This is a genomic window from Pseudomonas sp. B21-056, assembly GCF_026016325.1.
Taxonomy (GTDB): domain Bacteria; phylum Pseudomonadota; class Gammaproteobacteria; order Pseudomonadales; family Pseudomonadaceae; genus Aquipseudomonas.
In genome coordinates this window covers 3,435,933-3,450,221 of record NZ_CP087203.1, presented here as the reverse complement: position 1 = coordinate 3,450,221, position 14,289 = coordinate 3,435,933, and the positions used below count along the sequence as shown (strand labels likewise).

Sequence of the window (14,289 nt, the reverse complement as noted above, 5' to 3'; positions counted from 1 at the left end):
GGTGACTGGCAGGGCCCCATCGCGAGCAGGCTCGCTCCCACCGGGTTTTGTGCAGACTGAAATGAAAAAGCCCTGTCACATCGGACAGGGCTTTTCACTTGCAGCTTGAGGCTGACTTAGAACATCACACCCTGACTGCGCAGGTAGTCATCATAAGTGCCGCTGAAGTCGACCACACCGTCCGCGCTCAGCTCGATGATGCGGGTGGCCAGGGACGACACGAACTCACGGTCGTGGCTGACGAAGATCAGCGTGCCCGGGTAGTTTTCCAACGCCAGGTTCAGCGCTTCGATGGATTCCATGTCCAGGTGGTTGGTCGGTTCGTCCATCACCAGTACGTTCGGTTTCTGCAGGATCAGCTTGCCGAAGAGCATGCGGCCCTGTTCACCACCGGAGATGACCTTGACCGACTTGAGGATCTCGTCGTTGGAAAACAGCATGCGGCCCAGGGTGCCGCGGATCATCTGTTCGCCTTGGGTCCACTGGCCCATCCAGTCGAACAGGTTGACATCGTCGGCGAAGTCATGGGCATGGTCCTGGGCGTAGTAGCCCAGTTCCGCGCTTTCGGTCCACTTCACGGTGCCGGCGTCCGGCGCCAGTTCGCCCATCAGGGTGCGCAGCAGGGTGGTCTTGCCGATACCGTTGGGGCCGATGATTGCCACGCGTTCGCCGGCTTCGACGGTGAAGCTGAAGTTCTTGAACAGGGTCTTGCCATCGAAGCCCTTGGACATGCGCTCGATGGTCACCGCCTGGCGGTGCAGTTTCTTGGTCTGTTCGAAACGGATGAACGGGCTCACGCGGCTCGATGGCTTGACCTCGGCGAGCTGGATCTTGTCGATCTGCTTGGCGCGGGAGGTGGCCTGCTTGGCTTTCGAGGCGTTGGCCGAGAAGCGGCTGACGAAGGTCTGCAGCTCGGCGATCTGGGCTTTCTTCTTGGCGTTGTCCGACAGCAACTGCTCGCGGGACTGGGTCGCGGCGATCATGTATTCGTCGTAGTTGCCCGGGAACAGGCGCAGCTCGCCGTAGTCCAGGTCGGCCATGTGGGTGCAGACGCTGTTCAGGAAGTGCCGGTCGTGGGAAATGATGATCATGGTGCTGTTACGCGCCGTGAGGATGTTTTCCAGCCAGCGGATGGTGTTGATGTCCAGGTGGTTGGTCGGTTCGTCGAGCAACAGCACTTCCGGATCGGAGAACAGCGCCTGGGCGAGCAGTACCCGCAGTTTCCAGCCTGGCGCGACTTCGGTCATCGGGCCGAAATGCTGTTCCAGTGGAATACCCAGGCCTAGCAACAGCTCGCCAGCACGGGATTCGGCGGTGTAGCCGTCCATCTCGGCAAACTCGGTTTCCAGTTCGGCCACGGCCATGCCGTCTTCTTCGGTCATCTCCGGCAGCGAGTAGATGCGATCGCGCTCGGCCTTGACCTTCCACAGCTCTTCGTGACCCATGATCACGGTGTCGATTACAGTGAATTGCTCGTAGGCGAACTGGTCCTGGCGCAGTTTACCCAGGCGCACGTTCGGCTCGAGCATGACCTGGCCACCGGACGGCTCGAGGTCGTCGCCGAGGATTTTCATGAAGGTCGACTTGCCGCAACCGTTGGCACCGATCAGGCCGTAGCGGTTGCCCGCGCCGAATTTGACAGAGACGTTTTCGAACAGCGGCTTGGCGCCGAACTGCATCGTGATGTTAGCTGTAGAGATCAAAGGTTTATCCTGCGGAACATTCAGAGTAGCTAAGGGTGCGGCAGTACCTGTTCAGTACCTGTCTGCGCCGATCCGTAACCGCGCAAAGGCAGAGCGGTTGCAGGCGCAAGGGTCCATCCGGCATAAGAGGACAGCAGCATTACGAAGCGCCGAACCCGAGTGGATGTGCGCGAAACCGGGTCACGGTGTCGGGCAAAAGGGGGGCGCACGATATTTGGCGGCGATTGTACTGATCTGGCCGCGTTAACGATAGGGTCTCGCCCGGGCAAGACAGTTTTTCACAAATGAGGTTAACTTTCAGTTACAACCTGTGGCTAAAATGCCACCATCTTTAGATGGCATCCCTTCTGCCGCTTGGTTGGCCAGGGGACGCAACCCGTTCACTCCAGTGCGTGACGACCCTGTGAAACTCATCATCGCCGCGATCTACCTCTTGTCCATCGGCTATGTGCACCTGCGCGGACATGTGCGGCACAAGCTCGGACGCCAGCTAAGCGACCACTCGTCCTTCCTGGCGCCTGTCAATTGCCTGCTTTACCTGTGTTCGAAGCTGCCCAACAAACCCTTCCTGAGCCCCGTCGATTTCCCGGACCTGAGCCCTTTACAGGCTCATTGGGAAGAAATCCGTGCAGAGGGCCGGAGCCTGTTGCAGGCGGGGGAGATCAAGCGTTCGAATCAATACGACGACGTTGGTTTCAATTCTTTCTTCAAGACCGGCTGGAAGCGCTTCTACCTGAAGTGGTACGGCGACAGCCATCCCTCGGCCATGAAGCTGTGTCCGCGCACCACCGAACTGGTGCAGGACATCGGGTCGATCAAGGCGGCGATGTTCGCCGAGCTGCCGCCAGGTTCCAGACTGGTTCGACACCGCGATCCGTATGCCGGCTCCTATCGGTATCACCTGGGCCTGGAAACCCCCAACGATGCCGGTTGTTATATCAATGTCGATGGTGAGCCATACCATTGGCGCGACGGCGAGGCGGTGGTCTTCGACGAAACCTTCATCCATTACGCCGAGAACACCACCGCCCACAACCGCATCATTTTGTTTTGCGATGTGGAGCGGCCGATGCGGTTCGGTTGGGCAACCGCGTTCAATCGCTGGTTCAGCCGCACCGTGATGGCCGCTGCCGGGGCGCCGAACGATGCCGGCGACAAGACCGGCGGGTTGAACCGGGCGTTCTCCAGGCTCTACAGGATTCGCTTGCAGGGCAAGGCGCTGAAAAAGCGCAACCGAAAGCTGTATTACCTGCAGAAGTGGGCGTTCTTTGGCGGCCTGCTGGCGGTGTTCATCTGGATCTGACTCCTACCGGGTGTTGCTCATTCCGCGGGCTTTTCTGCGTCGAGTTGTTCCCACATCCTGGCGGTGATCCGTTGGCGATGGCTGTAGCCTTCCCACGGATCGGCCCCCAGGCTCCTGGCCCGCTCAAGGGCTGTCTGGATATCCCATTGCTGGGCGTTGCGCAGCCCATCGAGTTCGGCCCTGGCGACCGGAACCGATACCGGCAGGCCGGGCCGGGCGCGTACTGAGTAGGCCGCAACCGTGCTGGCGCCCCGGGCGTTGCGCAAGTAATCGACGAAGATTTTCCCGACCCGGTTCTTGGGCCCCATGGTCGCGGTGATCCGTTTCGGCATCTGGCGGGTCATGAACTGTGAGATAGCTTTCGCGAAAGCCTTGGTAGCGTCCCAGCTTTCGCCGCGCGCCAGCGGCACGATGATGTGCATGCCTTTGCCGCCGCTGGTCTTGAGGAACGCCTGCAAGCCCAGCTCGTCGAGCACCGACAGGGTCAGGCGAGTGGCCTCGAGCATGGCACTCCAGGGCAGCGACGGATCGGGGTCCAGGTCGAGGACGAACAGGTCCGGCGTCTCGATCCGGTCGCGGGTGGCGGTCCAGGTGTGCAGTTCCACCGTACCCATCTGCGCTGCGCTGACGAGCGCCTGGAGGCTGTCGATTTCCATCAGGGCGGCATGGCCAGGGTCGAGTCCCGGCTCCAGCTGCCTGATGTGGGGAATCTCCAGGCGATCGGCGTGTTTCTGAAAGAACTGCTCCTCACTGATCCCGTCCGGTGCCCGCAGCAGCGCGACGGGGCGTTGTTTCAAGTGGGGCAGGAGCCACGGCGCGATGTCTGCGTAGTATTGCGCCAGCTCGATCTTTTGCACGCCACTGACGCTGTCGATGACGCGCTCGGGATGGGTGATCTTCACGCCGGCGACTTCTACCTCCCGGTGCTTGCCGCCGCGCTTGGCGTCAAGTGTCTGGGTTTTCATCGGCAAGGGATGTTCGCGGACAATTTTGTCCGCCGGCATATCGTCGAGCATTTCCACGAAAGCCGCCTGCCGTACAAGGCCGCTGGCGGTCCATTCAGTGAACTCGATCTCACAGACCTGGTCAGGCTCGACCCACTGCACGCCGCGCCTCTGTGTTGCGTTGAGCGGTTTGGCCAGGGGCGAAGTATCGCGCTCCTGTGCGCAGAGTCGTTCGTGCAGCCGTTGGACTTCATCTTGGCTGAGCCCACTGCTGACCCGGCCGGCATACACCAGGCCCGAAGGGTCGTTGACTGCGAGCAGCAAGGCGCCGAAGCCGCTGCGTGCGCCTTGTGGACGAGTGAACCCGACAATCACGAAGGCCTGGCGCAGCCGGCACTTCAGATTGACCCAGTCGCTGCTGCGCCGTGACACATAAGGGCTGCCCTGGCGCTTGCCGACGACCCGGTCCAGGGAGAGGGCGCTGGCGCTTTCCAGGATCTCATCCTCGCTGGCGGAAAAGGCTTCGGAGAAGCGCAATCGCTTGCCGCCGTGATGCCTGAGGACTTTTTTCAACGCCGCGCGCCGTTCTTCCACCGGCTTCTGTCGCAGGTCCTCGCCATTGAGAAACGGAGCGTCGAACAGCACGTAGATCATGTCCACGGTGCGGCCGATCTCGAAGGCGTCCCGCAGCGCGCCCATGTCGGCCTGGCCGCTGTCGTCGAGCAGAACCAGGTCGCCGTCCAGCCAGCTGTCCCCCAGGTTCATCTCGGCCAAGGCTTCGGCGTGCAGTTTGAGGCGCTCGGTCCAGTCCTGATGATCGCGGCTGAACAAGCGGACTTCGCCGTTCTCGATGCGGGTCAGCAGCCGATAGCCATCGAATTTGACTTCATAGCGCCATTCTCCCGTGGGGGGTTGCTCCACGGGTGTTGCCAGTTGCGGCAACAGCCGTTCCGGGAGGCGCTCTTTGCGACCCCGTTGGGGGCGGCTGTTCACGGTTTTTTCGGATGTACGGGCAGATTCACGATCGGCCTTGGCCATGACAGGTTCCCTTGTATCGCTGACGTCCGTGGTTTAGCCCCGGGAAGCCTTGGTGGCTTTTTTGGCAGGAGCAGGTTTGCTGGCCTTCGCAGGTTTTGCGGCGGTTTTTGCGGCGGGTTTGTCGGCCGTCTTGCCCTTGCTGCCCAGGCTGCGCTTGAGCAGCTCGGTGAGGTCGATGACGTCGGCGGTCTTGCGCTGTTCTTCGCCCGGGTCGGTTTCCACCGCTTCGAGCCGGCCTTCGTTGGCCTTCTTCTCCACCAGCTCCATGATCTGCTCCTGGAAACTGTCCCGATAGTCCTGGGGCTCCCAGTCGGCGCTCATGTCTTGCACCAGGCGCTTGGCCATTTCCAGCTCGCCTTTGACCAGGTTCGGTTTGGTCACCTCGTCACCCAGCTCCAGGATGTCCAGCCCGCGCACTTCTGCCGGCCAGCGCAGCATCACCAGCACCAGGGCCGACTCCAGGGGCATCAGCGCTGCCAGGTGTTGACGGGTATGCAACACGACGTGGGCCAGGGCCACCTTGTTGGTCTTGACCAGGGTTTCGCGAAGCAAGGCATAGACTTTGCCGCCACGCTTGTCCGGGGCGAGGAAGTACGGCGTGTCGATGTTTTGCAGCGGGATTTTCTCGCTGTCGACGAAGGAAAAGATATCGATGGTCTGGGTGGACTTGGGGTGGGCTGAGCGGATTTCCTCCTCGCTGAGCAACACGTACTGGCCTTTCTGGTACTCGACACCCTTGACGATGTCTTCCTTGGTCACCTCCTTGCCCGTGACCTTGTTGACCCGCTTGTAGCCCACCGGGTCCATGCTGCGCTTGTCCAGCCAGTCAAAATCCACACCTTGGGACGACGTCGCCGACACCAATGCCACGGGAATGTGGACCAGCCCGAAACTGATTGCGCCTTTCCATATTGCCCGTGCCATGGTGCCGTTTCCTTGCCGGTGAAGGGTTCTCTCTGGTGACCTTCGGGCCTTGGAAAAAGTTTCCATCGGGCGCCGGCTGGCGGTGTGTCAGTCAACATAGCCATCGCGAGCAGGCTCGCTTCCACAGGATTGTTCGCAGAGATGCCTCGTTACATCTTCAGCCGGACATTTTGCTTAACAACGACGAACCAGCGCGGTAGCGTGTTTTCGATATGCCTGAGCGATTTCCGCGAAGCTGGGAGGTACCGATGAACAGGCTGCTACTTGCCATCACCACGCTATTGCTGACCACCGCCGTCCAGGCCGCGACAGCGGGCCAGGGCGCCGTGGTCGTGGCCCAGAACCTGCCGGGCAACAACAACCCCTATAACAACCCGATACGCCGGGCCAATCCCAACAGCATGCAGGGAACCCAGCCCAACGTACCGACGATCAACCGCTACCCGACGGTGCCGGTGCCCCGTCCGCCGACCCTGGAAAACGGCGGTATCGGCAATGGCTATCCGCGTTCGGGGCCACCGGCGGGTTCGCCCAGGCCCACCATCGAATCCGGTACGCCACCCAGGAACACAAACAACGGCAATCGCTAGTCGTCTTGTCCCTCATCACAGAAGGAAGTGTGCATGTTGCGTAAAACACTCCAGGCTGCGCTTTGCGCCAGCGCTGTCCTGACCCTTGCCGCGCCGGTCTGGGCCGCGCAAACCCAGGTATTGAAGAGCGAGGAGGGCACGCTGGAGGTGACCACCGTGGTCAGGGGGCTGGAACACCCCTGGTCCGTGGCGTTCCTGCCGGAGCAGCGGGGCATGCTGGTGACGGAGCGACCGGGCAGTTTGCGCCTGGTGAGCCCCGACGGCCGGTTATCGGCGCCGTTGAGCGGCGTCCCCGAGGTATGGGCCACCGGCCAGGGCGGCTTGCTGGATGTGGCATTGTCACCGGACTTCAAGCAGGACCGCACCGTATACCTGTCCTACGCCGAGGCCGGTAAGGATGGCAAGGCCGGTACTGCTGTGGGTCGCGGACAGCTCTCGGAAGACTTGAAGAGCCTGGAGAACTTCGATGTGATTTTCCGCCAGCAGCCCAAGCTCTCCACGGGCAATCATTTCGGTTCGCGGCTGGTCTTCGACCGGGACGGTTATCTGTTCATTACCCTGGGGGAAAACAACGACCGCCCGACGGCCCAGGACCTGGACAAGCTGCAAGGCAAGGTCGTGCGCCTCTACCCGGACGGCAAGGTGCCGGATGACAATCCCTTTGTCGGTCAGAAGAATATCCGTCCCGAGATCTGGTCCTATGGCCTTCGCAACCCCCAAGGCGCCGCGCTCAACCCCTGGAGCGGCACAGTGTGGGAGAACGAGCACGGACCCAGGGGCGGTGATGAACTGAACATCATCGAGCGCGGCAAGAATTATGGCTGGCCGCTGGCGACCCATGGCATCAACTACTCCGGTGCGCCGATTCCCGAAGCCAAAGGCAAGACCGTCGAAGGTACGCTCGGCCCGCACCATGTCTGGCAGGTGTCGCCGGGCCTCAGTGGCATGGCCTTCTACGACAACGAGCGCTTCAAGCCCTGGCAGCACAATGTCTTCATCGGCGCATTGGTGTCCCGCAACCTGATCCGCTTGCAGATGGAAGGTGATCAGGTCGTTCACGAAGAGCGCCTGCTGGGTGAACTCAAGGAGCGGATCCGCGATGTGCGCCAGGGGCCGGATGGTTATCTGTATGTCCTGACGGATGAGGACGACGGTGCGCTGTATAGAGTCGGGCTCAAATAACCCTGGGCAAAAATGTGGGAGCGAGCCTGCTCGCGATGGCGGTGTGTCAGTTGATAACACTGTTGGCTGATAGAGCGCTATCGCGAGCAGGCTCGCTCCCACAGGGGTTGCGGTGAATACAATACCGGCAATCCTTGCAGGAGCGCATCGACGGGTTTACTTGGCGAGGCTGCCTCGCAGAACGAACAAGACCAGCGCAATCAGGCAGGTAACGGCCTGGATACCACCCAGGGCCGTGACCGGTGCAAAGGGCAGGACCGAGGCCAGCCAGGTGGTCAATGCGGCTGCGCCCATGGAAATGAAGCCGAGCAGCGCGGAGGCCATTCCGGCCTCTTTGCCGAAAGGCCCCATGGTGATGGCCGTGCCCAGCGGATTAGCCAGCCCCATGCCCCAGAGGAAGGTGACCATCGAGAGGGCGTAGCGCCCAAGGCTTGGATCGGCCGGGCCTGCGAGCAGCAAGCCTCCACCGGCCATGGCGCAGGCGATGCCGAGGATTGTGATGATGCGGGGACCATGGCGATGGGCGAGGCGTGGGGCCGCCATGCCGGCGGCGAACACGACGAACACCGTAGCGGCGAAGTACAGGCCGGTTTGCAATGACGTCAAGCCGATTCCTTTCATCAGGATGGCGGGGGCTGCGGCGAACGAGGCAAACAACCCGCTTATCAGAAGGCTCATCGAAACGGCCGGCAGGATGAACCGCTTGTCCAACGCCAACCGTCGGTAGGCGCGAACCACGCTCATGACCGAGAGCGGGGCCCTGCGATCGGCTGGGTGGGTTTCTCCCAGGCCGCGAATGTAGAAGAGCGCGAGCGCAACGGCGGCCAGTCCCACCAGGATGAAGATGGCGCGCCATCCGAGCGTGGCCGACAGCAAACTGCCTGCCAGGGGCGAAAAGCCTGGTGCAGCGGCGGTGGCGATCATGGTCAGGGACAAGGCACGGGCGAGGGTTTCGCCCTCGAACAGATCCCGTGCAATGGCGCGCGACAGCACCGAGGCTGCGCAGACGCCCAGTGCCTGCACGACCCGTCCGGCGATCAGCACGTCAAGGTGGGTGGCGAGGCCCCCGATGACAGTGCCGACCACGAAAACCAGGAGCCCGCCCAGCACCAGTTTCTGGCGCCCGTAGCGGTCGGCCAGTGGCCCGACGATCAACTGGCCCAGTGCGAAAGTGATGAAGAAGCTCGATAGCGTCAGGCCGAGTTCGCGAGCACTGACTCCGAGGTCTTCGCCGATCATCGGGAACGCCGGCAGAATGATGTTAGTGGAAAGCATGCCGATGGCAGCCAGGCCTGCCAGCAACGCCACGATTCGCCCGGTCAGGGGCTTCAGGGCCTGGGTAGCATCATTCGCGAGAGCTGTCGTCATGGTGCTGCACTCTTAGGGTGGTTGCCGCTGAGCAGGCCACCGTTGAAAGGTCTGCCCATTATTCTTGCTGTAATATATTATGCTTGTAATATTAAAGGGCAAGCATGATGATCCTTATGCAATCCGTCAAGCTCAATATCTGAGTCGCCACGATGGTGGGTATCCCTTGTGGTAGCGAGCCTGCTCGCGATAGCGGTCTGTCAGTAGTCTGCAATGTCGACTGTGCCGACGTCTTCGCGAGCAAGCTCGCTCCCACAAGGGCTTGTTTGCGTCTTGGAAGAGTATTTGCCATTGACTTGCCATCAACGCCCAGCTAATTTCCAGCCATGACTTCTACCGTACTGCGCAGCCAGCCAAGCATTATTACCGCCATTCCTTATCTGGCGGGCTAGCTGACGGCTGCACCCAACCCGCCCTTGAGGCGGGTTTTTTCTTTCTGTCTCCTGGGCCCGATTCAAACCAGGAGACCGCCATGACCGCTTCCCGCCCCGAGCAAACGTTGCTGGAGCACTACGTTAAGAAAATCCTCGCCGCGCCGGTGTACGAGCTGGCCGTGCGCACACCGCTGCAAGCGGCTCCTGCACTCTCCGAAGCCCTGGGTAACCGAATCCTGCTCAAGCGTGAAGACTTGCAGCCGACGTTTTCCTTCAAGATCCGCGGTGCCTACAACAAGCTCGTGCAATTGACACCGGAGCAACGGGCCCGTGGTGTCATCACTGCGTCGGCCGGCAACCATGCCCAGGGCGTGGCGTTGGCGGCACGGGAGCTGGGTATCTCGGCCTGCATCGTCATGCCGTTGACCACGCCGCAACTGAAAGTGCTGGGCGTACGTAACCGCGGTGCCGAGGCACTGCTGCACGGCGAGAGTTTTCCATTTGCCCTGGCGCATGCACTGGACCTGGCCCGACAGACCGGACGGGAGTTCGTTTCGCCTTTCGATGACCCGGATGTCATCGCTGGCCAAGGCACGGTCGCCATGGAGATACTGCGTCAGCACGCCGGTGCGCTGGACGCGATCTTTGTTCCGGTTGGCGGTGGCGGACTGATTGCCGGGGTCGCGGCCTACGTCAAGTACCTGCGCCCGGAAGTCCGTATCATCGGCGTGGAATCGCAGCACTCCGCCTGCCTGCAGGCGGCAATGGCTGCCGGAGAGCGCGTTGTCCTGCCGACCGTGGGAACCTTCGCCGACGGTGTGGCCGTGGCGCAGATCGGCGCCCATGGTTTCGGCATCTGTCGCTTCTGTGTCGACGAAGTGCTGACGGTCTCCGACGACCAGCTCTGCGCGGCGATCAAGGACATCTATGACGATACCCGCTCGATCACCGAGCCATCCGGCGCCCTGGCAGTGGCGGGCATCAAGCAGTACGTCGCTCGCACCGGTGCCCGTGGCCAGACCCTGATCGCCATCGACTCCGGGGCCAACATCAATTTCGACAGTTTGCGCCATGTGGCGGAGCGTGCCGCCGTGGAAGCGATGTGAGGCACGACCTGTCATCGCTTTTTTCAACTACCCGACGGATGCCCGGCCCCGCCTTTGCAATTGGGGCTACTCTAGCCTTCGACAGCAATCAAGCGATTGCGGTCTGCATGCAGTTTGCAAGAAGGAAAGCGCCGTTCTCTTGCATTCTGCACGAAGCGTTCGGCGCGCCGGCTCACTAAGTGGTTGATTTACATCAAACAGAAATGTGGCAAATGCAGGCATATTTTTTGCGGAATGATTCAGGAGTTCGCTTCCCGGACTCATTGATCAGAACGCCAAGAAATGAACGTACGGCACGGTATTCGTAGTCTCAGTCCGCAGGGAAGAAACGGACGAAGTACCGTCGTCGTAAACATAAATTGGCCGCCTCAACAGGAGAGAGTCGCCATGTTTTTATCTGCCCTCGAAATGCGCAATATCATTGAAAGCAGTTTGCTGCCCAAGCGCTCGCAATGCACCTTGTCACCCGATCTGACGATGACGATCAAGATCTTCGACGATCACGAAACCGATCGAGTCGCCTTGATCAAGTCCAATATCGATGCGAACAAACTCACCGGCTGTCGGGCGATCAACGACCTGATTGCCGAGCTGCGCAGCGAACTCGACCACAACCACGGTTCCGGTAATTACTTTCATCAACAACACCGGATGACCGGGCGCTAGTCGCGGCCTTGTCTTGATAATCTGACGCCTGGGTCCGGTCGATAGCCGACCCTGGCGTCCATTGTCAGCGCGACGATGACACTCAGTTCTCGTTCATACAAGCATTCGACAGCTTGCGATATGACATATCCTGGGTTTCTCCCGCCTTGTCGACGTACACCATTTGTGCGGTGATTACTTCGCAATAAGGCGTGGAGGGTTCCGTCAATGACAGCACCTTCTTGATCTGCAGTGGCATGCCGTAGTGATAGGGCGTGGACGGTGGGGCGGTGTTGGCCTGAGCCAGACCGGTGATGCCGGCCAGGCCCAGGAAGGACGCAGCGGCTACTAGCGCACAAGTATTCATGTTCAAAACTCCGCAGCAAAGAGACGTTGACCTGATGCCCCTGGCATCGAGGTCTGCCGCGCGGCGCCTTTGTCAGGGCGGGCGCGGTCCGGGCCAGTGTCGGATCGCGGAATTAAACGGAGGTTAAGTGAAACACTTGGCTTTGGAGGCACCCAGGCTGCCGCGATGCACGAGTGGTGCGGCAGCCTGGGTGAATGGTCAGTTCAACTGTTGGCGATAGGGCAGGTCCGGTCCGGTCTTGCCGCAGGTCAGTGCGGCTGCCCGCATGGCAAAGTCGAGCATGGCGCTGATCTGATCCCGGGTCAGGGTCAGCAGGCCTTCGACCGAATCCAGTTGTTGTTCGATCAGCCAGGTAATCAGTGCGGCCTGGAAGGTATCGCCGGCGCCCACGGTATCGGCGATTTTCACCGTGCAGGCCGGCATCGACCATGTGCCATGGCGACGGCTGAACACGGTTGCGCCCTGACCACCACGGGTCAGGAATACCACCTGGCAACGCTGTTCCAGCCAGCCTTCGATCACCGCCTGAGGATCCCGTTCGGGGTAGAGCAGGCTCAGGTCTTCGTCGCTGACCTTGATCAGGTCCGCATACTGCACCAGCGTTGCAATCCGTGAGCGCCACAGCTCGATGTCCGGCTGCGGGTTGAGCCGCACGTTCGGGTCCAGGCTGATCAGGCGCTTGCCGCTTTCGCGTTGCGCCAACGCCAGCAAGGTGTCGCCAATCGGCTGCACCACCAGGCAGAACGAGCCGAAATGCAGGCCACTCACTTCAGGGCCCAACTCCGGCAGGTGTTGCATGCCCAACTGCCGGTCTGCGCAACCTTCGCCGCGAAAACTGTAGTGGGGCGAGCCGTTTGCGCCCACGGCGACCATCGCCAGGGTGGTCGGGGCGTCGAAGTCCCGCAGGTACTTTGCACTGACGCCCTCGTTGAGCAGGACCTGTTGCAAGCGCCGCCCCAGGTAGTCAGTGGACAGCCCGGCAAACAGTGCCGATTCCACCCCCAGGCGACGCAGGCCCACTGCCACGTTGAATGGCGAGCCGCCGGCAATGGCCTTGAAGTTCACCTGCGAGGCCGGGCCGCCGTCCTCTTTGTCACTGAAAAAATCAAACAGTGCTTCACCACACACCAGATACATAGTTGCCCGCTCTCAAAGGGTTGCGACGTGTTGTCGATAACGTTCATAGGCCTGTTGGGCGGCCGCGACATGTTCGGCGACCGGCCGGGTTTCGCTGGCCGGGTCGAGCTTGACGCAGCGCTCGCAGAGTTCGGCCAGGCCTTGCTGCGCTCCGGAATGACACCAGGCCGCTTGGATCGCCGCGCCCAGGGCAGCCGCTTCGCTCTGTTCGGTGCAGATGACCGGGGTGTCCATGATATCGGCGACGATCTGCCGCCAGACCGGGCTCTTCGAGCCGCCACCGATCAGGCGGATACTCCGGGCGTCGAGCCCTGTGGCCCGCAGCAGGTCCAAGCCATAGCGCAAGCCGAAGGTGGTGCCTTCGACGACGGCCCGGCACAGGTTGGCCCGGTTCAGGTTAGTGGTCGTCAGGCCTAGCAGGCTGGCGGTGGCATGGGGCAGGGCGGGGACGCGCTCACCGTTGAGAAACGGCAGCATGCTGACCCCTTCGGCGCCGATCGGGGCCTGGATTACCAGGGCGTTGAAGGCCTCGATGTCCAGTTCGAGCAATTCGCGTATTGCGCCGGTGGCGTTGGTCAGGTTCATGGTGCAGATCAGCGGCAACCAGCCGCCGCTGGATGAGCAGAAGGCCGCTACCGAGGCTTGCGGGCTGACCGCGGGCTCACTGGCATAGGCATAGACCGTACCGGAGGAACCGAGGCTCATGGTGATCACGCCGGGCTGGATATTACCGGTGCCGATGGCGCCCATCATGTTGTCGCCGCCGCCGCTTGCCACGACGGCCTCGGGGTTGATGCCCAGGCGTGCGGCAATGGCCGGCAGGATGCGTCCCACCGGCTGATGGGCCTCAATCAGTTCCGGCAACGCCGCTTGCAATCGACCGCTGGGGTCGATGTGTTGCAGCAACTGAAGGTCCCATTGACGGGTGCGCACGTTGAAGTAGCCGGTGCCCGAGGCATCGCCGTATTCGCTGCAATGGCGGCCGGTGAGCCAGTGGTTCAGGAAATCGTGGGGCAACAGGATGTGGGCGATGCGGGCAAAGATCTGCGGATGGTGTTCCTTGGTCCACAACAGTTTGGAAACCGTGTAGCCCGGGGCGATGACCACACCGAGGCGTTCCAGGGCGCCGCTTTCGCCACCCAGGTGCATCAGGAGCTGATCGTTTTGCGGTGCGCTTTCGGTGTCGCACCAGAGTTTGGCTGGGCGCAGCACCTGGTCCTGATCATCGAGCAACACCAGGCCATGTTGCTGGCCGGAGACGCCAACGCCGAGGATCGCCTGGCCGTCGACGCCAGCGTCTGCCAAGGCCTGGTGGGTGGCCTGGATGAAAGCTTCGATCCATTGCCCGGTGTCTTGCTCGCGCCGGCCGTTGGCGCCGCTGATCATGCTGTGGGCCGCGGCGCCCTGACCTAGCACCTGGCCGCTGATCGCATCCAGGATCAGGGCCTTGGTGCCTTGGGTGCCGCAGTCGATGCCTAGGAACAATTGTTGGTTTGCCATGGAAATCCTCGTATGACAGATCGTTCCCACGCTCTGCGTGGGGATGCCTCAACGGACGCTCCGCGTTCGGTTTTTGGGACGCGGAGCGTCCCTGGCTGCGTTCCCACG

11 protein-coding genes and 1 pseudogene are annotated in these 14,289 nt (G+C 61.5%); 5 read left to right on the top strand and 7 right to left on the bottom strand.

All coding sequences use genetic code 11. From position 1 onward, the window contains the following. Nucleotides 1-116: 116 nt before the first annotated feature. Nucleotides 117-1,703: an ABC-F family ATPase gene (locus LOY67_RS14530; protein ID WP_265063146.1), complete on the bottom strand. Its 1,587-nt coding sequence runs from the start codon at nucleotides 1,701-1,703 to the stop codon at nucleotides 117-119. Between the two features lie 403 nt (nucleotides 1,704-2,106). Here LOY67_RS14530 and lpxO point away from each other — a divergent pair, with 403 nt between their 5' ends. Then, a complete protein-coding gene (gene lpxO / locus LOY67_RS14525; protein WP_265063145.1) occupies nucleotides 2,107-3,006 on the top strand; it encodes a lipid A hydroxylase LpxO in 900 nt (299 codons plus the stop codon). A 17-nt stretch (nucleotides 3,007-3,023) separates the two neighbouring features. Here the strand turns inward: lpxO and ligD are convergent, their stop codons facing one another. Together ligD and LOY67_RS14515 are read right to left on the bottom strand one after the other, a co-directional pair. Then, complete coding sequence (ligD, locus tag LOY67_RS14520; RefSeq protein ID WP_265063144.1) at nucleotides 3,024-4,988, bottom strand: DNA ligase D; 1,965 nt, start codon at nucleotides 4,986-4,988, stop codon at nucleotides 3,024-3,026. 33 nt (nucleotides 4,989-5,021) lie between these two features. After that, nucleotides 5,022-5,912 carry a Ku protein gene (locus LOY67_RS14515; protein WP_265063143.1) on the bottom strand — a complete coding sequence of 297 codons (891 nt, stop codon included), beginning with the start codon at nucleotides 5,910-5,912 and terminating at the stop codon, nucleotides 5,022-5,024. Between the two features lie 248 nt (nucleotides 5,913-6,160). On the opposite strand from LOY67_RS14515, the gene LOY67_RS14510 reads away from it, so the two are divergent. Continuing rightward, nucleotides 6,161-6,502 carry a hypothetical protein gene (locus LOY67_RS14510; RefSeq protein ID WP_265063142.1) on the top strand — a complete coding sequence of 114 codons (342 nt, stop codon included), beginning with the start codon at nucleotides 6,161-6,163 and terminating at the stop codon, nucleotides 6,500-6,502. Between the two features lie 33 nt (nucleotides 6,503-6,535). Continuing rightward, nucleotides 6,536-7,684, top strand: coding sequence for a PQQ-dependent sugar dehydrogenase (locus LOY67_RS14505; RefSeq protein ID WP_265063141.1), 1,149 nt, complete (start codon nucleotides 6,536-6,538; stop codon nucleotides 7,682-7,684). A gap of 156 nt (nucleotides 7,685-7,840) precedes the next feature. Here the strand turns inward: LOY67_RS14505 and LOY67_RS14500 are convergent, their stop codons facing one another. Further along, nucleotides 7,841-9,052, bottom strand: a complete 1,212-nt coding sequence (locus tag LOY67_RS14500; protein ID WP_265063140.1) for a multidrug effflux MFS transporter — start codon at nucleotides 9,050-9,052, stop codon at nucleotides 7,841-7,843. 472 nt (nucleotides 9,053-9,524) lie between these two features. Between LOY67_RS14500 and ilvA the strand changes: the two are divergent. Both ilvA and LOY67_RS14490 read left to right on the top strand, forming a co-directional pair. Then, a pseudogene (gene ilvA / locus LOY67_RS14495) lies at nucleotides 9,525-10,514 on the top strand (threonine ammonia-lyase, biosynthetic); the annotation flags it as partial. Nucleotides 10,515-10,919: 405 nt separating this feature from the next. Further along, nucleotides 10,920-11,198: a DUF1652 domain-containing protein gene (locus tag LOY67_RS14490; RefSeq protein WP_265063138.1), complete on the top strand. Its 279-nt coding sequence runs from the start codon at nucleotides 10,920-10,922 to the stop codon at nucleotides 11,196-11,198. A gap of 82 nt (nucleotides 11,199-11,280) precedes the next feature. Here the strand turns inward: LOY67_RS14490 and LOY67_RS14485 are convergent, their stop codons facing one another. The 3 genes from LOY67_RS14485 to xylB all read right to left on the bottom strand — a co-directional run bounded on the left by LOY67_RS14485 (nucleotide 11,281) and on the right by xylB (nucleotide 14,181). Beyond that, complete coding sequence (locus LOY67_RS14485; RefSeq protein ID WP_265063137.1) at nucleotides 11,281-11,544, bottom strand: DUF2790 domain-containing protein; 264 nt, start codon at nucleotides 11,542-11,544, stop codon at nucleotides 11,281-11,283. Nucleotides 11,545-11,742: 198 nt separating this feature from the next. Next, the gene (locus LOY67_RS14480; protein WP_265063136.1) at nucleotides 11,743-12,681 is read right to left on the bottom strand and encodes a carbohydrate kinase family protein; all 939 of its coding nucleotides are present in this window, start codon (nucleotides 12,679-12,681) and stop codon (nucleotides 11,743-11,745) included. A 12-nt stretch (nucleotides 12,682-12,693) separates the two neighbouring features. After that, entirely contained in the window at nucleotides 12,694-14,181 is a 1,488-nt protein-coding gene (gene xylB, locus LOY67_RS14475; protein WP_265063135.1) for a xylulokinase, read from the bottom strand. Nucleotides 14,182-14,289 lie beyond the last annotated feature (108 nt).

Bases quoted from the DNA above. Each gene is read 5' to 3' on its own strand.
- LOY67_RS14480 (WP_265063136.1), bottom strand. From the start codon at position 12,681: ATGTATCTGGTGTGTGGTGAAGCACTGTTTGATTTTTTCAGTGACAAA.
- LOY67_RS14500 (WP_265063140.1), bottom strand. From the start codon at position 9,052: ATGACGACAGCTCTCGCGAATGATGCTACCCAGGCCCTGAAGCCCCTG.
- LOY67_RS14510 (WP_265063142.1), top strand. From the start codon at position 6,161: ATGAACAGGCTGCTACTTGCCATCACCACGCTATTGCTGACCACCGCC.
- LOY67_RS14490 (WP_265063138.1), top strand. From the start codon at position 10,920: ATGTTTTTATCTGCCCTCGAAATGCGCAATATCATTGAAAGCAGTTTG.
- LOY67_RS14515 (WP_265063143.1), bottom strand. From the start codon at position 5,912: ATGGCACGGGCAATATGGAAAGGCGCAATCAGTTTCGGGCTGGTCCAC.
- LOY67_RS14505 (WP_265063141.1), top strand. From the start codon at position 6,536: ATGTTGCGTAAAACACTCCAGGCTGCGCTTTGCGCCAGCGCTGTCCTG.
- ligD (WP_265063144.1), bottom strand. From the start codon at position 4,988: ATGGCCAAGGCCGATCGTGAATCTGCCCGTACATCCGAAAAAACCGTG.
- xylB (WP_265063135.1), bottom strand. From the start codon at position 14,181: ATGGCAAACCAACAATTGTTCCTAGGCATCGACTGCGGCACCCAAGGC.
- LOY67_RS14485 (WP_265063137.1), bottom strand. From the start codon at position 11,544: ATGAATACTTGTGCGCTAGTAGCCGCTGCGTCCTTCCTGGGCCTGGCC.